Annotated in this window: 20 protein-coding genes; 12 read left to right on the forward strand and 8 right to left on the reverse strand. The window is 60.8% G+C overall.

Features of this window, described 5'->3' with window-relative positions:
* The coding region (locus E4U03_RS12940; protein WP_135011154.1) for an IS3 family transposase at positions 1-116 on the forward strand (116 nt) is incomplete at its 5' end.
* Positions 117-184: 68 nt separating this feature from the next.
* On the opposite strand, the gene E4U03_RS10685 is transcribed toward E4U03_RS12940, so the two are convergent.
* Both E4U03_RS10685 and E4U03_RS10690 read right to left on the reverse strand, forming a co-directional pair.
* Entirely contained in the window at positions 185-550 is a 366-nt protein-coding gene (locus tag E4U03_RS10685) for a hypothetical protein (RefSeq protein ID WP_135013720.1), read from the reverse strand.
* Positions 547-1,614 carry a general stress protein gene (locus tag E4U03_RS10690; protein ID WP_135013721.1) on the reverse strand — a complete coding sequence of 356 codons (1,068 nt, stop codon included), beginning with the start codon at positions 1,612-1,614 and terminating at the stop codon, positions 547-549. Before E4U03_RS10690 ends, E4U03_RS10685 begins: the two co-directional genes overlap by 4 nt.
* A gap of 139 nt (positions 1,615-1,753) precedes the next feature.
* On the opposite strand from E4U03_RS10690, the gene E4U03_RS10695 reads away from it, so the two are divergent.
* The 3 genes from E4U03_RS10695 to E4U03_RS10705 are packed head-to-tail and all read left to right on the forward strand — an operon-like array spanning position 1,754 to position 4,898.
* Entirely contained in the window at positions 1,754-3,061 is a 1,308-nt protein-coding gene (locus tag E4U03_RS10695) for a magnesium transporter MgtE N-terminal domain-containing protein (RefSeq protein ID WP_135013722.1), read from the forward strand.
* Complete coding sequence (locus E4U03_RS10700) at positions 3,054-3,752, forward strand: DUF1003 domain-containing protein (RefSeq protein ID WP_416220631.1); 699 nt, start codon at positions 3,054-3,056, stop codon at positions 3,750-3,752. Before E4U03_RS10695 ends, E4U03_RS10700 begins: the two co-directional genes overlap by 8 nt.
* A gap of 12 nt (positions 3,753-3,764) precedes the next feature.
* Positions 3,765-4,898, forward strand: coding sequence for a P-loop NTPase (locus E4U03_RS10705; RefSeq protein WP_135013723.1), 1,134 nt, complete (start codon positions 3,765-3,767; stop codon positions 4,896-4,898).
* Positions 4,899-4,988: 90 nt separating this feature from the next.
* Here E4U03_RS10705 and E4U03_RS10710 read toward each other — a convergent pair whose 3' ends face one another.
* Positions 4,989-5,354, reverse strand: coding sequence for a Sec-independent protein translocase TatB (locus E4U03_RS10710; RefSeq protein ID WP_135013724.1), 366 nt, complete (start codon positions 5,352-5,354; stop codon positions 4,989-4,991).
* Between the two features lie 110 nt (positions 5,355-5,464).
* Between E4U03_RS10710 and E4U03_RS10715 the strand changes: the two genes are divergently transcribed.
* On the forward strand, positions 5,465-6,106 hold the full coding sequence (locus E4U03_RS10715) for an O-methyltransferase (RefSeq protein ID WP_135013725.1): 642 nt from the start codon (positions 5,465-5,467) through the stop codon (positions 6,104-6,106).
* A 56-nt stretch (positions 6,107-6,162) separates the two neighbouring features.
* Here the strand turns inward: E4U03_RS10715 and E4U03_RS10720 are convergent, their stop codons facing one another.
* The 3 genes from E4U03_RS10720 to E4U03_RS10730 form a co-directional block, all read right to left on the reverse strand.
* Positions 6,163-6,324, reverse strand: coding sequence for a DUF3117 domain-containing protein (locus tag E4U03_RS10720; RefSeq protein ID WP_135013726.1), 162 nt, complete (start codon positions 6,322-6,324; stop codon positions 6,163-6,165).
* A 122-nt stretch (positions 6,325-6,446) separates the two neighbouring features.
* A complete protein-coding gene (locus tag E4U03_RS10725; RefSeq protein WP_245207725.1) occupies positions 6,447-7,769 on the reverse strand; it encodes a hypothetical protein in 1,323 nt (440 codons plus the stop codon).
* A 4-nt stretch (positions 7,770-7,773) separates the two neighbouring features.
* The gene (locus E4U03_RS10730; RefSeq protein WP_135013727.1) at positions 7,774-8,130 is read right to left on the reverse strand and encodes a DivIVA domain-containing protein; all 357 of its coding nucleotides are present in this window, start codon (positions 8,128-8,130) and stop codon (positions 7,774-7,776) included.
* 220 nt (positions 8,131-8,350) lie between these two features.
* Between E4U03_RS10730 and E4U03_RS10735 the strand changes: the two genes are divergently transcribed.
* Genes E4U03_RS10735 through E4U03_RS10750 form a run of 4 tightly spaced genes read left to right on the forward strand, consistent with a single transcriptional unit; the run spans position 8,351 to position 11,600 of the window.
* Positions 8,351-9,079: an amino acid ABC transporter ATP-binding protein gene (locus E4U03_RS10735; protein ID WP_167752403.1), complete on the forward strand. Its 729-nt coding sequence runs from the start codon at positions 8,351-8,353 to the stop codon at positions 9,077-9,079.
* 12 nt (positions 9,080-9,091) lie between these two features.
* Positions 9,092-9,940 (forward strand): glutamate ABC transporter substrate-binding protein, encoded by an 849-nt coding sequence (locus E4U03_RS10740; RefSeq protein WP_135013729.1) that lies wholly within the window; start codon positions 9,092-9,094, stop codon positions 9,938-9,940.
* Positions 9,941-9,999: 59 nt separating this feature from the next.
* The gene (locus E4U03_RS10745) at positions 10,000-10,683 is read left to right on the forward strand and encodes an amino acid ABC transporter permease (protein WP_135013730.1); all 684 of its coding nucleotides are present in this window, start codon (positions 10,000-10,002) and stop codon (positions 10,681-10,683) included.
* On the forward strand, positions 10,680-11,600 hold the full coding sequence (locus E4U03_RS10750) for an amino acid ABC transporter permease (protein WP_228066200.1): 921 nt from the start codon (positions 10,680-10,682) through the stop codon (positions 11,598-11,600). Before E4U03_RS10745 ends, E4U03_RS10750 begins: the two co-directional genes overlap by 4 nt.
* 151 nt (positions 11,601-11,751) lie before the next feature.
* Here the strand turns inward: E4U03_RS10750 and dapE are convergent, their stop codons facing one another.
* Positions 11,752-12,900, reverse strand: a complete 1,149-nt coding sequence (gene dapE / locus E4U03_RS10755) for a succinyl-diaminopimelate desuccinylase (protein ID WP_135013731.1) — start codon at positions 12,898-12,900, stop codon at positions 11,752-11,754.
* A 50-nt stretch (positions 12,901-12,950) separates the two neighbouring features.
* Here dapE and dapD point away from each other — a divergent pair, with 50 nt between their 5' ends.
* From dapD to galE, 3 genes are all read left to right on the forward strand, one after another.
* On the forward strand, positions 12,951-13,916 hold the full coding sequence (gene dapD, locus E4U03_RS10760; RefSeq protein WP_135013732.1) for a 2,3,4,5-tetrahydropyridine-2,6-dicarboxylate N-succinyltransferase: 966 nt from the start codon (positions 12,951-12,953) through the stop codon (positions 13,914-13,916).
* 105 nt (positions 13,917-14,021) lie between these two features.
* Positions 14,022-16,127: a 5'-nucleotidase C-terminal domain-containing protein gene (locus E4U03_RS10765; protein WP_135013733.1), complete on the forward strand. Its 2,106-nt coding sequence runs from the start codon at positions 14,022-14,024 to the stop codon at positions 16,125-16,127.
* Positions 16,128-16,248: 121 nt separating this feature from the next.
* Positions 16,249-17,262 (forward strand): UDP-glucose 4-epimerase GalE, encoded by a 1,014-nt coding sequence (galE, locus tag E4U03_RS10770; RefSeq protein WP_135013734.1) that lies wholly within the window; start codon positions 16,249-16,251, stop codon positions 17,260-17,262.
* Between the two features lie 69 nt (positions 17,263-17,331).
* On the opposite strand, the gene E4U03_RS10775 is transcribed toward galE, so the two are convergent.
* A partial coding sequence (locus E4U03_RS10775; protein WP_135011154.1) for an IS3 family transposase occupies positions 17,332-17,447 on the reverse strand: 116 nt, incomplete at its 5' end.

The following is a 17,447-nucleotide window of genomic DNA, read 5'->3' on the forward strand; positions in this document are numbered from 1 at the left end:
GTCAGGCGGTTGATGACTATATCTATTGGTATAACAACGGTAGGCTTCAGGAGCGATTAAAGGGCCTGGCTCCGATGGGGTATCGGAGCCAGGCTTTGGCAGCCCTGACGGTCTAGGATTAAACCAGTCCAACTTTCGGGGGCTAGTTCACAGAGCGGGCGGGGTTTTCGTTAGGGTTCGCAGTTTAGACGCGGATGATTTTCAAAGACTTGATGAACCAGTCCGAGAAGGTCCAGGTAAAGGTAGCCTCGAAACGGTGGGGGCCGGTGACGTCCTGTTCGTAGGCAGTTCCTACCAGCTGTACCTGGGCGGTAGCTGAGCCTGTTTCTTCTGCGGCGGTGGTGGCGATATCTTCAAGGGTTGCCTCGTCGAGATCGAAGAGGTCTTCGTCGAGATCGTCAATCCATTCCTGGGCGGTTTTTACTGCGCCGTTAGGTAGGGTGAGCTGAAAGTCGCCGGTGAGGAATTCGATAATGAGGTGCTGGTTGTTCTCGCCGATGTAGCCGATGAGTTCTTCAAAGCGGGTGGCGAGTTTCTGGTCGGGTGTCATTGGCCGTCCTTCTGCCCTGCCTGCTCGGCCTCTGCTGTTTCGGGGGCCTTGCGGATGGTTGCCTCAAATTCTTCGGGGGTTTCCACGCGCAGACCGTAGCGCTGCTTCCCCTTTTCTGCACGGATTGCTTCGATACGCTGGTTGGTGGCAGGGGGCTCGGGGGCCTTACGAATCATCTGCTCAAATTCTTCGGGGGACTCCACGCGCAGACCGAATTTACCGGCGACTTTGGAGCCGTCGCGGTTGGTTTCAGCGAGAGGGGTGAAGACGGGGGCGGACGGACGCTGCTCGGCTGCCGGTGCCTGATTCTGCTTCTGATCGGCCGGGTTGAAGCCGGGCAGGAAGGGTTCGGGGGCCTGCTCTTGCTTGGGAGAGGGAGCTGAGGGGTCAAACCATTGGGGGGCCTGCTGTCCGTTCTGCGCCTGCTGGTCGCTCGGGGAGCCCTGGGACTGCTGGGCAAAGTAGCCCTGGGGGTTAGCCTGGCTCATGCCGGGGTGCACGTAGGAGCTTGAGGTCTGCCCGTTCTGGGCAAAGGGGTGGGTGCCGGGGCCGTGCACGCCGCTGTGGGTGCCACCGGGCTGGACGGTCACGCGCAGCAGGTGCCGGGCCGCCTGAGCTGTGGCGGGGATAGCCATCAGGTCAAAGCGCTGGGGTAGCATCTGGGTGCGGGTACGGATTCCGCGGCCCCTGGTGCGGGAGGCAACGATAATTGCGTAAATCATGCAGAAGGCAATAGCCAGGGGCACGATGCTCAGGAAGTTGGCCAGAATCGAGGTCTGGGTAATCACGGCGTTGAAGAGGGCGACCAGGGCACCGAGGCTCAAGCCCTGGAAGACGCCGCTGAGGGCCGCCCGCGGGTAGGTGGCCTGACCGGTGATGTAATCAACCTGCTGCACGTCCCGGCCTACCACATAGAGGGAGTGCACGGGGAACTTCTGGCTGGCAAGAAATTCGATAGCCTTATTGACCTCTTTACGGTCGGTGAAGGTGGCTACCAGCTCACCGGGAGGTAGGTGGGTGCCGTCTGCCATGGCCAGTGCGGGAGGTGCTTTGAGTTGATCCATGCCCCTATTTTTTCGCAAAGTGCAGGGAGTTTGCTGGGAGCACGCCGGTGTATCGCCACAGGTGAACTAAGCAGGGTGATTCTCAATTATGCTGTTGACCGGTGGCAGCTCTGGGCTGGGGCGAGTACCCTTGATAACTGTGAGTAGCGTACCGAACAAGATTTTTATCGCCCGCCTTCTGGGCCTTAATGTTTTTGACCCACACGGCGACCGCCTGGGCCGTCTGCGCGATGTGGTGGTGCTGAAAAGCGGTTTCACCCAGTTCAACGCGGTGGGGTCTTTGGCCAAACTCAAGGAGCCCGTTGTGGTGGGTATCGTCATCGAAATTCTGGGTAAGAAGCGCATCTTCGTGCCCATGACTCGCGTGACCAGTATCGACTCCACCCAGGTGATTCTGACCGGCCTAGTGAACCTGCGCCGCTTTGAGCAGCGTGGTTCTGAGGCTCTGGTGGTCGGTGAGCTCTTTGACCGCAAGGTGCAGCTACGCGACGGGTCGGGTAGGGCTCAGATTGAGGACGTTGCGATGGAGCAGCGCCGCAACGGTGACTGGTTTATCTCTAAGCTCTTTATTTCCCGCGGCCACACTAGCCTGATGCGCCGCCGCAAGGAAACCCTGATTGTGGACTGGGACGAGGTTATTCTCTCCACAGATTTTGAGCCGCAGGCTGCAACCGCCTTTGTTGCAAGCCACGAAGACTCCAACCCTGCTGACCTGGCAGACGCTATTCACGAGATGCCCGATAAGCGCATGGTTGAGGTGGCCCAGGAGCTCCAGGACGAACGCCTAGCGGACGTGCTGCAGGAGCTCCCCGAAGAAGACCAGGTGCAGATTCTGTCCCACCTTGAGGTGGAGCGAGCGGTCAACGTTCTGGAAGAGATGGAGCCGGACGACGCCGCCGACCTTCTGGGTGAGCTCTCAGATACCCAGCGTGAAGAGCTGCTGACCCTGATGGACCCCGAAGATTCGGACGACGTGCGCCGCCTGCTCGAATACGAGGAGGGTACTGCCGGTTCGCTCATGAACCCGGTACCGATTATTCTTTCGCCCGAAGCAACCGTAGCTGAGGCACTGGCCCATATCCGCCAGGAGGAAATCTCCCCTGCTATGGCAGCGGCAGTCATGGTCACGCGTCCGCCCCTTGAAACCCCTACCGGCAAGTACCTGGGCATTGTGCACATGCAACGGTTGCTGCGCCATTCCCCCAGCGAGCAGGTAGGCAACATTATCGACACCTCCATTGAGCCGGTCACCGACGCTGCCAGCATCGAAGAAGTAACCCGCGTGCTGGCAACCTACGACCTGACCATCATACCGGTGGTCAACGACCACGACCGCCTGGTTGGGGCGGTCACCGTGGATGACGTGCTCGATGAGATGCTGCCCGATGACTGGCGCACCTATGACGATGGAACCCCAATTCGAAAGGTAGGCCGCCGCTTTGAGTGATGCACGCGAGCGCAACGATTCAGCGCAGACTCTTGGGACCCCGCAGCAGAAGAAGCGGGGGCCGCTCTTCCAGCTGAGCCCTAACCCCGATGCTTTTGGTCAGATGACCGAAAAAATTGCGCGTTTTATGGGTACCCCGCAGTTTTTGCTGTGGATGACGATTTTCTGTGCCCTCTGGTTGGGCTGGAATACGCTGGCGCCTGAGGAGCTTCAGTTTGACCCTCGTTCGCTGAACTTTACCCTGCTCACGCTGATGCTCTCTTTGCAGGCCTCGTATGCGGCTCCCCTGCTACTGCTGGCGCAGAACCGGCAGGACGACCGCGACCGTGTGGTTGCCCGCCAGGACAGGCAGCGCGACCAGCGTAACCTCGAAGAGACCGAGTATCTGACCCGCGAGATTGCCTCCTTGCGTATTACCCTGCGTGAGGTTGCCACCCGTGACTTTGTACGCGGCGAGATGCGCGACATTATGGACGAGCTCGCTGAGGTGCAGCGCCGCCAGGAGGAGCTCTTCGCCCGCGCCGAGACCCTGGCTGCTAAGGCGAATGAGCTTGAGTCACCCCAAGCTACCAAGCCTTTTGATTCCAATGCTGCCCAGCCTGTGACCACTGCCTTTGATGTGCTGGGCGATGACCACCCGAAAATGCGTAAGAAGAAGAAGGTAAAGGACATCGACCGCTCGTTTGAGTAGGCGATTTACCCCATGCAGACATCACATCTGAATGAGGAGCTGCTTGCAACCCTTACAACCGTTATTGACCCTGAGCTGCGCCAGCCCATCACCGAGTTGGGCATGGTGGATCGGGCTGAGCTGACCGGTTCGGTCGCCGATATCAGGGTACTCCTGACTATCGAGGGCTGCCCCCTGCGTTCGACGATTGAGGCGGACGTCCGCGCTGCGGTCTCTGCCTTGGAGCAGGTGAGCGAGGTGCAGCTTGAAATCGGTTATATGAGCCCGGATCAGCGCGCTTCCCTGCGCCAGCGTCTTGGCCACACCAAGCAGAACCCTTTTACTGCCCCGGGCTCGCTGACCCGTATCTTTGCGGTAGCCTCGGGTAAGGGCGGGGTCGGCAAGTCCTCTGCGACCGCTAACCTGGCAGCGGCTTGCGCCTCCATGGGTTTGAGCGTTGGCATTATTGACGCCGATGTGCATGGGTTCTCGATTCCCGGGCTGCTGGGCATTACCGCTGGCCCTACCCGCATGGACGACATGATTATTCCGCCGGTGGTTGAGTCCCCTTCAGGTGGCGGTGTCATCAAGGTAATTTCTATCGGTATGTTCGTGAAGCCCGACCAGCCGGTCGCCTGGCGCGGCCCTATGCTGCATCGGGCCCTGGAGCAGTTCCTCACCGACGTGCACTTCGGTCACCTAGATGTGCTCTTCCTCGACCTTCCCCCGGGCACCGGCGATATCGCGATTTCAATGGCCCAGTTGCTGCCCCACGCCGAGATTCTTCTGGTCTCAACCCCGCAGCTGGCTGCCGTGGACGTGGCCCAGCGGGCCGGTACCCTCAGCCTGCAGACCGAGCAGAAGGTGATCGGGGTGCTAGAAAATATGGCCGCCATGCAGCTGCCGGACGGCACCACCCTGCCCCTCTTCGGAGAAGGGGGCGGGGCCGTCCTCACCGAGTCCCTGGGTAGGGCCCTGGGCTACGAGGTGCCCCTGCTGGGGTCGGTACCGCTCGAGGTTGCCCTGCGCGAGGGCGGGGACGCCGGCACCCCGGTTGTCTGGGGCGCACCCGAGACCGCTGCAGCCCAGGAGCTGGTCAAAACCGCCCGGGCCCTGACCCACCGTCCGCGCGGACTAGCAGGAGCTCCCCTGCCCTTTACCGTCTAACCCGGAACAAGGGGACCGCAAAACTTCAAAAGGACCGCATAATATGCGGTCCTTTTTTGAAAATCAGGTCCCCTTGGCGAGAGAAAGAGTTTAGGTGGCCTCGGTGTCGAAAGGGGCCCAGGCGCCGCGGGGCAGGCGCACACTCACAGAGGGAGCCGGTGCAGCTGCCGCCTTTTCTTCAAGTTCCTTGCGGCGCTCTTCGTCGTCCTCGGCAAAAGCCTCCCGCACAATGACGCGGGGGTCGTACTGGCGGGGGTCGTACTGGCGCCAGTTAATATCGCCCAGGTCGGGGCCGAGAGTTTCTTTGAGGTCGTCCTTAGCATCAAAGGCCATACGGCGAACCCACTTGATAAAGTCTTTGAGCTGCTGGGCATATTCGGGCATGCGTTCTGGCCCGATGACAACAAACACCAGGATCGCTAGAACGATAAATTCGAGGCCGCTAATTCCAAACACACAAAGAGATTACCAGCTCAGCCCGAGTGTTCGCCCATAAAACGAGCGGGGTTGATTAAGATGTTTCCAGAATCATTCCCGCGCGCACTCATGTGAAGGTGAAGTACTAGGTGAATACTCAGGAACAGGCTCGAAGCTGGGTTTATGCTGAAGAGTTCCCGTTGGAGGCTCCCGTGGTAGCTTCTGCCCGGGCTGGGGCCGAGCGGTTGGACGCCGCCCCCGTCGCTCCGTCGGTAGCCTCCCTGCTCACGGTGCTCGCTGCCGCTACCAAAGCCCAACACGCTGTAGAAATAGGCTGTGGAGCAGGGGTCGCCACAGCTTCCCTGCTCACGGGCCTGGCTCCCGGTGCGGCGCTCACAGCCATCGATATCGATGCCACCCGCTGCCAGGCAACCCGCACTCTGCTGGCAGCAGCCGGTCTTGATAAGAGCCACCGGGTGCGCGTCATCACCGGCGATGCTACCGAGGTACTCCCCCGTCTCTCAGCAGCTTCCTACAATCTGGCCTTTATAGACGCCGGCAGCCAGCTAGCTGAACAGCTGGTCTACGATACGCTGGCCCTCCTAGAACCCGGAGGGCTCCTGATCCTGCATGACCCGCTGGTGGGCGGGGCTGTTGCTAACCCCACAGCCCGCGATGCCGTTACCGTTTCGGTACGCTCTGTCCTACACGAGGTAGCGGCCTGCACCGCCGATGTTTTTGTCTCGCTCGTGCATGCGGGCGAGGGTCTCTACCTGGTCTACAAACGCTAAAGCCCCTGCCCCAAACCGGTAGGGTTCGGGGCAGGGGCCGAGCTTAGAGCCGAAGCCTAGACGTTTTCAACGCACTTGCGGATCGCCTCGACCTCTTCTTCGGTGATATCAAGAACCAGGCGGCCGCCACCTTCAACGGGAATGCGCATGACGATGCTGCGTCCTTCGCGCACGATTTCGAGGGGGCCGTCGCCGGTGCGTGGTTTCTGAGCTGCCATCTTGGTTCTCCTTCAACGAGGGTTGGTCTGCGGTTTCTCGGCTTCTGTTGCCGGTCTCACCTTCTTTTAATCATAGTGCTTAGTGGCTCACTTCTGGCGTTTTTGGGTGGAAACTTACAGGTTTAGGGCGGGTAGTCTCCGCCGCCGGGTAGCTGCTTCCAGTGCCAGAGCCAGCCGACCCAGCCAAACTGCAGGGTTGCTCCGCTGAGAATCAGCAGCCAGCGGTAGGCCCGCGAAGCGGATAGGGCCACGAGGGGCAGCAGGAGCGGGAAGAGGGGCAGCAGCAGACGGAAGGTGGAGGACTGCGGGTTGAAGAAGGCCAGCATATATACCGTGTAGGCGGCACACCAGGTGATGAGCGCCGGGTGGTGAAGCACCCGCCGGGTCACGGGAGCCAGCAGGGCCAGCAGGTAAGCGCCCAGTAGCAGGATAAGGACGAGGGGGCCCAGCACCTGCCCCAGGTAGAGCTGGCTCTGGGTGTACCAGGGCACAAAGGGCAACACGTGCTCCCCTCCAGCTCTCCACGCGGCCTCGGTAGCGGTGTAGGCGTCGATACGCCCGGTGGAGGCCCAGGCGATGGCCGGGTGGATAAAGGCGAAAGCACACACGGTAAGGGCAGAGGCCAGCTGCGGGGCGGTTGCTTTCAAGGCGCTCAGAGGGTTTTCAGTACGGGCCTGCTGAACCCAGCACACAAACCACCAGATGCCAACCACGGCCCCCAGGGGCACGCCTACGGGGCGGGATAGCGCTGCGCCAAGGGCCGGAAGAAGGAGGAGCACATAGCGTTGCTGCACCAGCCAGTAGAGGGCCCAGGCCAGGAAGAAGAGGCCGGTTGCCTCGGCATAGCCGGTTTGCAGAATCGGTGCAACGGCGCAGAAGCTAACGGCGGCGGTTGCCCACAGGGCGGTTGTCTCTAGTTCAGTGCCCTGGTGAGCAGTAGCGCCCCCGGCAGCAGCCCCGCTCATCTGTAGGCTGGCTTCAAAGAGCCGGTAGATAAACCAGGCTGCCCCGAAGCCAAACAGCAGGGAGACAGTAGGGGCAACCGTCTGATAGCTCAGCCCGGTCACGCTCGCCATGGCACCGCTAATCAGGGGGTAGAGGGGGTAGAAAGCCCACTCATTTTGGGCAACGTGACCGTTGGCGTCCACGGGGAGAACCTCGGGGTAGCCGCCAGCGGCTATCTTGGCGTACCAGTCGGCGTCCCAAATAGTGACAAATTCCAAGTAGCCCATTGAGGTATTTTTCCAGGGGCTAAAGGTATGATGCAGGCCCACGGTTGAGAAAATAAACCAGCCCCAGAGCCGGCTTGCGGCATAGACCAGGGCCACCCGCAGGCCGATGGGCAGGCTCGTGAAGAACAGTAGGCCCCGACTGGCGCTCACACTCAGGGTCGCAGCGACGCGGTCAAGCGCCCCGCTGCGCTGTGGTGCGGACGGACGTCCCACTCCCCTAGCCCTCCCCGCGAAGGTCGGTAGCGGCGTCCCGGCCCCGATCACCGCGCAGGGCCTCAAGCTCTGCCCACAGGCGGCTGTTCTCGGCAACCACCTTAGCGAGCACCCCATCAACCTCATCGCGGTTATAGCCCAGGGCCGAAGTAGCAAAACGAACCCGCTCCAGCTCGTCCGCGCCCGGGCGGTCCGAAAGAATCAGGGGCGGCTCAGCGGCAGGAACCAACGCTACGCCGTCCTTGCTTACCGCATCGATAGACTTCCGCCCCGGAATCAAGCGGTCAGTACCCAGCACCGCGCACCCCGCCATTACCGCCGCCAGCACCACAAAAGTCACCGCAACCAGTAGATAATTCATACCGTCCTCCCGCGGGAGCCAAGCCCTTTCGCCCAGCGCCACTCAACAAAACCCAACAAATATGACTGCAAAAACACGACACCCCGTGTAACAAGTTGTTTACCTTACAGGGTATAAGGTGAAACACATACACCATTTGGTTTGTGCCACAGCACCTCAATGCTACCGGCGCACGCACTGAATCCACCACAAGAGAGGAAGCCCAGTGACTACTGATGCACTGGTTCAGCTCACCCACGTGAACAAGCACTACGGTGAGAACCACGTCCTCAAGGACATCAACCTTTCCATCGGCAAGGGCGAGGTCGTCGTCCTCCTCGGCCCTTCAGGCTCCGGCAAGTCAACCCTCTGCCGCACCATCAACCGTCTTGAAACCATCACCGACGGCACCATCACCATCGACGGCAAAAAGCTACCCGAAGAGGGTAAGGAACTCGCCAATCTGCGCGCAGAAGTCGGCATGGTCTTCCAGGCCTTCAACCTCTTCGCCCACAAGACCATCCTCGAAAACGTCACCCTAGGCCCCCGCAAGGTACGCGGTATGGGCAAGGCCGATGCCGAAGAGCTCGCCATGAGCCTGCTTAAGAAGGTTGGCGTCGATAACCAGGCTTCCAAGATGCCCGCCCAGCTCTCCGGCGGTCAGCAGCAGCGCGTCGCTATCGCCCGTGCCCTCGCCATGAAGCCCAAGGTCATGCTCTTCGACGAGCCCACCAGCGCCCTTGACCCCGAAATGGTCAACGAAGTACTCGACACCATGGTCTCCCTCGCCCGCGAAGGCATGACCATGATCGTGGTAACCCACGAAATGGGCTTCGCCCGCAAGGCAGCAGACCGTATCGTCTTCCTGGCCGACGGCGAAATCGTCGAAGAAGCCACCCCCGACCAGTTCTTCACCAACCCCCAGTCAGACCGCGCCAAGGACTTCCTGGGTAAGATCCTGGGTCACTAAGGACGGCCAGCCATGAATCTCTCCCGCGCCAAAGCAAAAACTGCAGCCTGCGCCGCCCTGCTCGCCACCGGCGTCCTCGCGCTCTCCGGTTGCTCCGCTACCGGCAGCGAAGATACCATCCGCATCGGCATCAAGTACGACCAGCCCGGCCTGGGCTACCAAGACGGACGCGACTACACCGGCTTCGACACCGACGTAGCCCGCTACGTTGCCGCTGAACTCGGCTACTCCGAAGACCAAATCGAATGGGTCGAAGCCCCCAGCGCCAACCGCGAAAACATGCTCACCAACAACCAGGTAGACATGATTTTTGCGACCTACTCCATCACCGAAAAGCGACTCAAGACCGTCGATTTCGCCGGCCCCTACTTCGTCGCTGGCCAGGACCTGCTGGTCCAGGCAGAGAACACCGACATCACCGGCCCTGAATCACTTGCCGGGAAGAACCTGTGCTCCGTCACTGGCTCAACCAGCGCAAAGAAGATCCAGGACAAGTACTCATCAGAGGTACAGCTGGTTCAGCAGAACTCCTACTCTGACTGCGTCGTTGCCCTCAACGCTGGCATGGTCGATGCTGTGACCACCGACGACATCATCCTTGCGGGTCTCGCCTCTACCAAGGCCAACCAGGGCGAGCTCAAGCTCGTTGGCAACACCTTCTCCACCGAAAACTACGGTGTCGGCCTGTCCAAGGGCTCCGACAAGTGCGCCGCCATCAACGCAGCCATCAACAAGATGGTCGAAACCGGCGCCTGGGAAGAAGCCATCAAAAAGAACGTAGGTGCCGCTAACTACACCTACAACGCCGAGCTGAACCCGCCCGTCCTCACCGACGCCTGCGTCACCGTTGACGCCAAATAAGGCCGCAACGCCCAGCGCACCTTCACCACACCACAATCTTTCAACCATCGGAGGCTTTCATGTCGTTCTCTGAACAGCTCTCCACGCTCTTTGCCACCTACGACGTCATCGGCGCTTTCTGGACCAACATCCAGCTGACCTTCTGGGCAGCCATTGGATCCTTCGTCCTCGGCTCCTTGCTGGCACTTATGCGTATCTCGCCTGTGCCCTCCCTACGCTGGGCGGGCACCGCCTACGTGCACCTGGTCCGCAACACCCCGCTGACCATCCTGATGACCCTGGCAATCCTGGGCGTGTGGACCCAGTTCCAGCTCTCACTAGCAACCAGCTTTGAGTGGAACTTCTTTATCTACGCCGTCATCGTCCTTGCCATCTACCACGCGGCCTTCGTCTGTGAGGCCATCCGCTCCGGCGTCAATACTGTGCCCGTCGGCCAGGCTGAAGCGGCCCGCGCTATCGGTCTGGGCTTCCTCCCCACCGCCCGCTACGTGATTTTCCCGCAGGCTCTGCGCGGCTCCATCACCCCGCTGGGCAACACCCTGATTGCGCTGGCCAAGAACACCACCGTAGCCACCGTAGCCTCAGTCGCTGAGGCCTCAGGCATGATGAAATCCATGATTGAGTTCAACTCAGACCTCATCTTCATGATCTTCTTCGTCTTCGCCATGGGCTTTGTGATTATTGTTGTCCCCATCGGCCTGCTAACCACCTGGGCCTCTCGTAAACTGGCGGTGAAGCGATGAGCAAGAAGCGTATGACCTCAACCTCGGTACTCTTTGACGTACCCGGCCCCAAGGCCCGTGCCCGCACCCGCATCTTCAACGTCGTGGCTCTTCTACTATTGGTGGCAGGCTTTGCCTACGTCATGATGGTGATGAACCGCCAGGGCCAGCTGGAAGCCGATAAGTGGACCTCCCTTTTCTCGGGTAACCTCTGGGCTAACTACATCCTGCCCGCCCTCTGGAAGACCCTCTCAGCCGCACTGATTTCTGTGGTCACCTCGGTGGCTTTCGGCCTCTTCTTCGGCCTTGCCCGTCTATCGCCCAATAAGGCAGTGCGAGCCTTCGGCACCGTGGTCGTGGAGTTCTTCCGCGCCGTTCCCGTGCTGATCATGATGATCTTCTTCTGGCTCTTTTTGGGCAAGCTCAACCTCTTTACCCCTTCACAGCTGCCCTTTATCGCCGTGGTTCTAGGCCTGACCCTCTACAACGGCTCGGTCATCGCTGAGCTTCTGCGCTCCGGTGTGCAGCAGCTACCCAAGGGCCAGGGTGAAGCCGGTCTGGCTATCGGCCTGACCCCATGGAAGGTGTTGACCCTGATTCTGGTACCCCAGGCTCTGACCGCTATGATGCCCTCGCTGCTCTCGCAGTTCGTGGTTATTCTCAAGGACACCGCCCTGGGCTACATCATCTCCTACCCCGAGCTGCTGGCCGCTGCCCGCCGCTTTGGCTCTGGCGAGGGCAATATCTTGCAGATGCTCCTGCTGGCAGCGCTCATCTTCGTGGTCATCAACTTCGCCCTGACCCTCTTCGCCGAGTGGCTCGCTAAGTACATGAGCTCCCGCTCCGACGTAGAGATCAAGCACGCCGACGGTGTGCCCGGTGAAGTGGACGAAGCCCGCCCCAAGACCGAGCTGATGTTCAAGATCCCCAAGCACTAGCGTCCGCGCTTTATGCTCCGGTTACAGGCCAAGGGCCCCATCACGCGATGGGGCCCTTGGCGTTTTTCTCGATGGGACTGTGCAGGGTTCTTAGGCTGTGAGCAGGTTTTTCTCTGCACACAGCCCAAGAAGTCTGCACCGGCTGGCAGGGTTAGGACGCCGTCAGCCAGCTTTCCAGCGCCGTATAGCAGGCACGCACCTCGGCGGCTTTAACATACTCGTTATCGGTATGGGCCAGCAGGGCGTCGCCAGGCCCGAAGTTCACGGCAGGAATACCGATTTCGCTGAAGCGGGCGACGTCCGTCCACCCGTACTTGGGCTTGGGATCCTGCCCGACCGACTCAATCAGAGACCTAGACAGCGGAGCATCCAGACCGGGACGGGCCGCTGACGAAAGGTCCACGAAATCCAGCTCATAGCCCTCGAAAACCTCATGCAGGTGCGCAACGGCTTCGTCCAGGGTCTTATTGGGGGCAAAACGGTAGTTGATGTGGACGCCCGCGTCATCGGGAATCACATTCCCAGCAGCCCCGCCTGAAATCTGCACAGCGTTGAGCCCCTCGCGGTAGGCCAGGCCCTCAACCTCATAGGTGGCAGGCTGGTAGGCAGCAAGGCGCCCCAGCACGTCTGCCATCTTATGAATAGCGTTGACACCCTTCCAGGCACGACCCGAATGGGCAGCGACGCCCGAGGTACGAATCCAGAAGCGGATGGTGCCGTTACAGCCGCCTTCGATGGTGCCATCGGTGGGCTCCAGCAGCACGGCAAAGGCCGCGTCAGTCAGCTTCTCCCGGTGGTTGCGCATCAGGCGGGCAAGCCCTGAGAGCTCGGAGGCAACCTCTTCGTTGTCGTAGAAGACGTAGGTAATGTCGTAGCGCGGATCCTTCAGATGGGCAGCCAGAGCTAGCTGCACGGCAACCCCGCCCTTCATATCCACGGCCCCGCGGCCGTAGAGAACCCGCTCCCCCGCTTCCTCAGACCAAGAGGCGGGTACGGTGCCTCGTGAGCCCTCAGTGCGCGGCAGAGGCACCGTATCTAGGTGGCCTGCCAGCACAATGCGGGTATCCCGGCCCAGGTTAGTGCGGGCGATGATGGCGTCGCCATCGCGGGTTATCTCTAAGCCGCCGATCCCCTCAAGGGCCGCCTGCACGGCGTCCGCCAGGCGCACCTCGGCGCCAGAAACAGAATAAATATTGAGCAGATCAGCAGTGAGGTCTTCAACGGGCTGGGTTAGGTTCAGGACGCCGGGGCCCACCTGAGCGAACTCAGCGGCCTGGGCGAGGGCAGGGTTCTTGATCATAGTTCCACCATACAAGCAGATAGCGCCCCGCACCCGCCTGATTCCGTAGACTGGTAGGCATGACTGAAAACAACACCCGTGTAGCATCCGGTCTGGGCCTGGCCACCGTCGTCGCCTCCGGCGAGAACGAAGGCACCGTACTCGATGTCTGGTACCCCGCCCCCGCCCTCACCGAAACCCCCGACGACTCCGTAGCAGCCGACCTCGAAGCCCTGGTCGAAGCCGACGAAGACCGCAACGTTGTGCGTGAGCTGGTCAACGTCACTATCAACCTGGATGAGGCCCCCGCCAACGCAGCGGACGCCTACCTGCGCCTGCACTTGCTATCCCACACCCTGGTTGCCCCCAACACCATCAACCTCGACGGCCTCTTTGGTACTCTCGCCAACGTCGCCTGGACCAACTTCGGCCCCGTCCTGGCCAGCGAATTCAACGCTGTCTCGCTGAAGCTGCGTCGCCGCGGTGCCCTGGTCGTCACCCACGTCGATAAGTTCCCCCGCATGATTGACTACGTCGTCCCCACCGGTGTACGCATTGGCGACGCCGACCGCGTCCGTCTAGGTGCCCACCTGGCTGCAGGCACCACCGTCATGCACGAAGGCTTCGTCAACTTCAACGCCGGTACCCTCGGCGAATCCATGGTCGAAGGCCGAATCTCCCAGGGCGTTGTCATTGGCAACGGCACCGATATTGGCGGTGGCGCATCAACCATGGGTACCCTCTCTGGCGGCGGCACCCAGCGTGTCTCCATCGGTGAGCGCTCCCTGCTCGGCGCTGAAGCCGGCATCGGCATTGCCCTGGGCGATGACTGCGTAGTTGAAGCTGGCCTCTACGTCACCGCCGGCTCCCGCGTGACCGTCCTCAACCCCGGCGCTGAGCCCAAGGTCGTCAAGGCCCTGGAACTCTCCGGCGTCAACAACCTGCTCTTCCGCCGCAACTCCGTGACCGGCGCTATCGAAGTTCTGCCCCGCGCCAACAACACCGTGGAGCTGAACTCAGAGCTGCACGCTAACTAGGTTTAACCCAGCATTAACACGCTTCAAGACCCGCCCTACCGGCTTATCGGTAGGGCGGGTCTTTACAATGGGAGAACACACTCACAACACATCAGAAAGCTATTCATGAAGCGTTCTCTTTCTCTGCTAGCAGGTCTTGGCCTGGCTTCTTCCAGCGTTCTCGTTCCTGCAGCTTTTGCAGCAGATGGTACTACCGACCTGGGCGATTTGACCGTGCTAGCCTCAACCGATGTTCACGGACGCGCCCTCAACTACGACTACTTCACAAGTGCCCCCTATGGCGAAGGTGCTAAGGCTCTGGGTATGGAGCACCTGGCAACCGCCATCGCCCAGACCCGGGCAGCAAAGGGTGCAGAGTCCACCCTGGTGCTCGATAACGGTGACGCCAACCAGGGTAACCCCCTACAGACCTACTACCAGAACAACCGCACCGCCACCAGCGTTGACCCCATGGCCTCGGTCTTTAACCTGCTCGGCTACGATGCCGGTGTAGTGGGCAACCACGAGTTCAACTACGGCCCCGATGCAGCTGCCCAGTACACCCAGAACCTGACTATGCCCCTGCTCGGCGCTAACGTCATCGACACCGCAACCGGTGCTCCCGCCTACGAGCCCTACACCCTGATTGAAAAGACCGTGGGCGGCGAGAAGATCCAGGTAGCCGTAATCGGCGTGGTAACCCCCGGAGTTCGCGTGTGGGATAAGGCTACCGTCGAGGGCAAGCTGGAATTTAAGGACGCCGCCGCTACCGTCGCCGAATGGGCACCCAAGGTTAAGGCGGCAGGGGCCGACGTGGTCGTCGCCCTCACCCACACCGGCCTGGACGCCGAGGGCTACACCTACAACCCGGCAGACCTGACCGAAAACGTCGCTAAGTCTGTTGCCGAACAGTCCACCGACGTTGATGTGGTCGTGGGCGGTCACTCCCACGTCACCAACAAGGTTCAGGAATACTTCACCAACAAGAACGGTGAGCCGGTGCTCTACACCCAGCCCGGCTACTGGGCCCGTTTCCTCTCAGAAGTCACCCTGCCCCTGGTCAAGGAAGCAGACGGTGATATCGAGGTCAAGTGGACCGAGGCCGAAAAGCCCACCGCTGTTGCCCTCAAGGCCGGTGACTACGCCGCCGACGCGTCTGTCCTCGCCGCTATCGAGCCCTACCACTCAAAGACCACCGAATGGGTACAGACCGTCGTGGCTCAGGCAACCGCTGAAATGCCCGCCGCCACCAGCGCTTGGGAAGACACCACTGTTCTGGACTTCATCAACATGGTGCAGACCGAAGAAGTCACCCGGGCCCTGACCGGAACCCAGTACGAGGGTCTGCCCGTTCTTGCTGAGGCCTCTCCCTTCTCCCGCACCGCCGTCTTCAAGCAGGGTGATGTCACCATCGCTGATATGGCGAGCCTCTACATCTACGACAACACCCTCTACGCTGTTGAGCTCACCGGCACCCAGCTCAAGGACTACCTTGAATGGTCAGCTCGCTACTACAAGCAGCAGGAGCCCGGCACTGAGATCACCGACTGGTCCACCGTTACTAACGTCCTCTACGAGGGAGCAACCCGCGGTATTCCCGACTACTCCTACGACGTGCTCTCAGGCGTGAACTACCACATCAACATTTCTAAGCCCGTTGGCGAGCGCATCGAGGGCCTAACCCTGCCAGACGGTACTCCCCTAGCCGATGACCAGAAGGTCATCCTGGCGCTCAACAACTACCGCTGGTCAGGCGGCTCAGGCTACCCGCACGTCACCGCAGCTCCTATCGTCTACGAGGAGCAGAAGGCCGTGCGCGACCTCATGATCGACTGGGCTATCACCAACAAGACCATCGACCCGACCACCTTCTTCGTGAAGAACTGGACGGTTGGCACCAGCTCCCTACCCACCGAGCAGGCTCCTGAAGAGACTCCGGCTCCGGCTCCTAGCGACAGCCCTACCGCTGCTCCTTCAGCTGAGCCCACGGTCGCCCCCACCGAAGAGCCGACTGCAAGTGCCAGTGCGGACGCCCCGGCTCCCAGCGATAGCCCGGCGTCATCGGCCTCCGCTAACACCAGCCAGAGCGCTGTGGCAGGGGCCCGTGAAACTGGAAAGAGCGGCGCGCTAGCCCATACCGGCGCTACTGCCCTGCTCCTCCTCGCAGGTGCTGCCCTCCCGCTGGGTCTAGGCGCTACCGCCTTCTTCGCCGCCCGCCGCAAGAACAGCTAGGGGTAGGCGTCCGCACCTAGCCCCTACCTTATATATGCTCGGCCCCGCCACCGCTTCTACCGGCTGGCGGGGCTGAGTGCAGGTAAGCTAGAAAAACACCAATCGTCTACTAGGGGAAAACGTGAAGATTCTCGTTACCGGCGGTGCCGGCTACATCGGCTCCCACACCGTACTCGAACTGCTCAAGGCAGGCCACGAGGTAACCGTTATGGACAACCTCTCAAACTCCTCCATGGAGTCCCTGGCCCGCGTTGAAGAACTGACCGGCAAGACTGTGGAGTTCCGCAAGGTTAACCTGCTGGATTTACCCGAGATGAAGCAGCTCTTCAACCTGGTTAAGCCCGATGCTGTCATCCACTTTGCTGGTCTTAAGGCTGTAGGCGAGTCCGCTGAGAAGCCCCTCTGGTACTACCAGACTAACGTCGCTGGTACCCTCAACCTGCTCTACGCCATGGAAGACGCAGGCTGCCACTCCATCGTCTTCTCATCATCGGCTACTGTCTACGGCGAGCCCGAGTCTATGCCGCTGACCGAGAAGCTAAACATGGACGCCCAGTCCTGCTACGGCCGCACCAAGGAGCACATCGAGGATATGCTCATCGACCTGGCGGCCTCAGATTCTAAGTGGAACATCGCCCTGCTGCGCTACTTCAACCCGGTAGGTGCCCATGAGTCCGGCCGCATCGGTGAAGACCCGGCCGGTATCCCCAACAACCTGGTACCCTTCATCGCCCAGGTCGCTGTGGGTCGCCGCGAATACCTCAACGTTTTCGGCAATGACTACCCCACCGTTGACGGCACCGGCGTGCGCGACTACATTCACGTCGTTGACCTGGCGGACGGCCATCTCAAGGCCCTGGACTACATCATCACCCACGGTGGTCTGCACACCTGGAACCTGGGTACCGGTAACGGCTACTCGGTGCTTGAGGTTCTGCACGCTTTCGAGAAGGCTGCGGGTAAGGAGCTGCCCTACAAGATTGTGGACCGCCGCCCCGGCGATGTAGCTGTTTCCTACGCTGACCCCGCTGCTGCCCTGGCAGATCTGGGCTGGTCTGCTACTCGCGACATCGACACCATGGTGCGCGACCATTGGAACTGGCAGAAGAATAACCCCAACGGCTACGAGGCGTAGCGGGTAGCCCCTAAAGCCAAGCCCCGGCGTCCTTATGAACTAGCCCCCGAAAGTTGGACTGGTTTAATCCTAGACCGTCAGGGCTGCCAAAGCCTGGCTCCGATACCCCATCGGAGCCAGGCCCTTTAATCGCTCCTGAAGCCTACCGTTGTTATACCAATAGATATAGTCATCAACCGCCTGAC

The sequence above is a fragment of the Rothia nasimurium genome (assembly GCF_004569295.1).
In the GTDB taxonomy this organism is placed as follows: domain Bacteria; phylum Actinomycetota; class Actinomycetes; order Actinomycetales; family Micrococcaceae; genus Rothia; species Rothia nasimurium_B.

Bases quoted from the DNA above. Each gene is read 5' to 3' on its own strand.
- E4U03_RS10720 (WP_135013726.1), bottom strand. From the start codon at position 6,324: ATGGCAGCTCAGAAACCACGCACCGGCGACGGCCCCCTCGAAATCGTG.
- E4U03_RS10685 (WP_135013720.1), bottom strand. From the start codon at position 550: ATGACACCCGACCAGAAACTCGCCACCCGCTTTGAAGAACTCATCGGC.
- E4U03_RS10750 (WP_228066200.1), top strand. From the start codon at position 10,680: ATGAGCAAGAAGCGTATGACCTCAACCTCGGTACTCTTTGACGTACCC.
- E4U03_RS10730 (WP_135013727.1), bottom strand. From the start codon at position 8,130: ATGAATTATCTACTGGTTGCGGTGACTTTTGTGGTGCTGGCGGCGGTA.
- E4U03_RS10745 (WP_135013730.1), top strand. From the start codon at position 10,000: ATGTCGTTCTCTGAACAGCTCTCCACGCTCTTTGCCACCTACGACGTC.
- E4U03_RS10740 (WP_135013729.1), top strand. From the start codon at position 9,092: ATGAATCTCTCCCGCGCCAAAGCAAAAACTGCAGCCTGCGCCGCCCTG.
- E4U03_RS10705 (WP_135013723.1), top strand. From the start codon at position 3,765: ATGCAGACATCACATCTGAATGAGGAGCTGCTTGCAACCCTTACAACC.
- dapE (WP_135013731.1), bottom strand. From the start codon at position 12,900: ATGATCAAGAACCCTGCCCTCGCCCAGGCCGCTGAGTTCGCTCAGGTG.
- E4U03_RS10690 (WP_135013721.1), bottom strand. From the start codon at position 1,614: ATGGATCAACTCAAAGCACCTCCCGCACTGGCCATGGCAGACGGCACC.
- E4U03_RS10765 (WP_135013733.1), top strand. From the start codon at position 14,022: ATGAAGCGTTCTCTTTCTCTGCTAGCAGGTCTTGGCCTGGCTTCTTCC.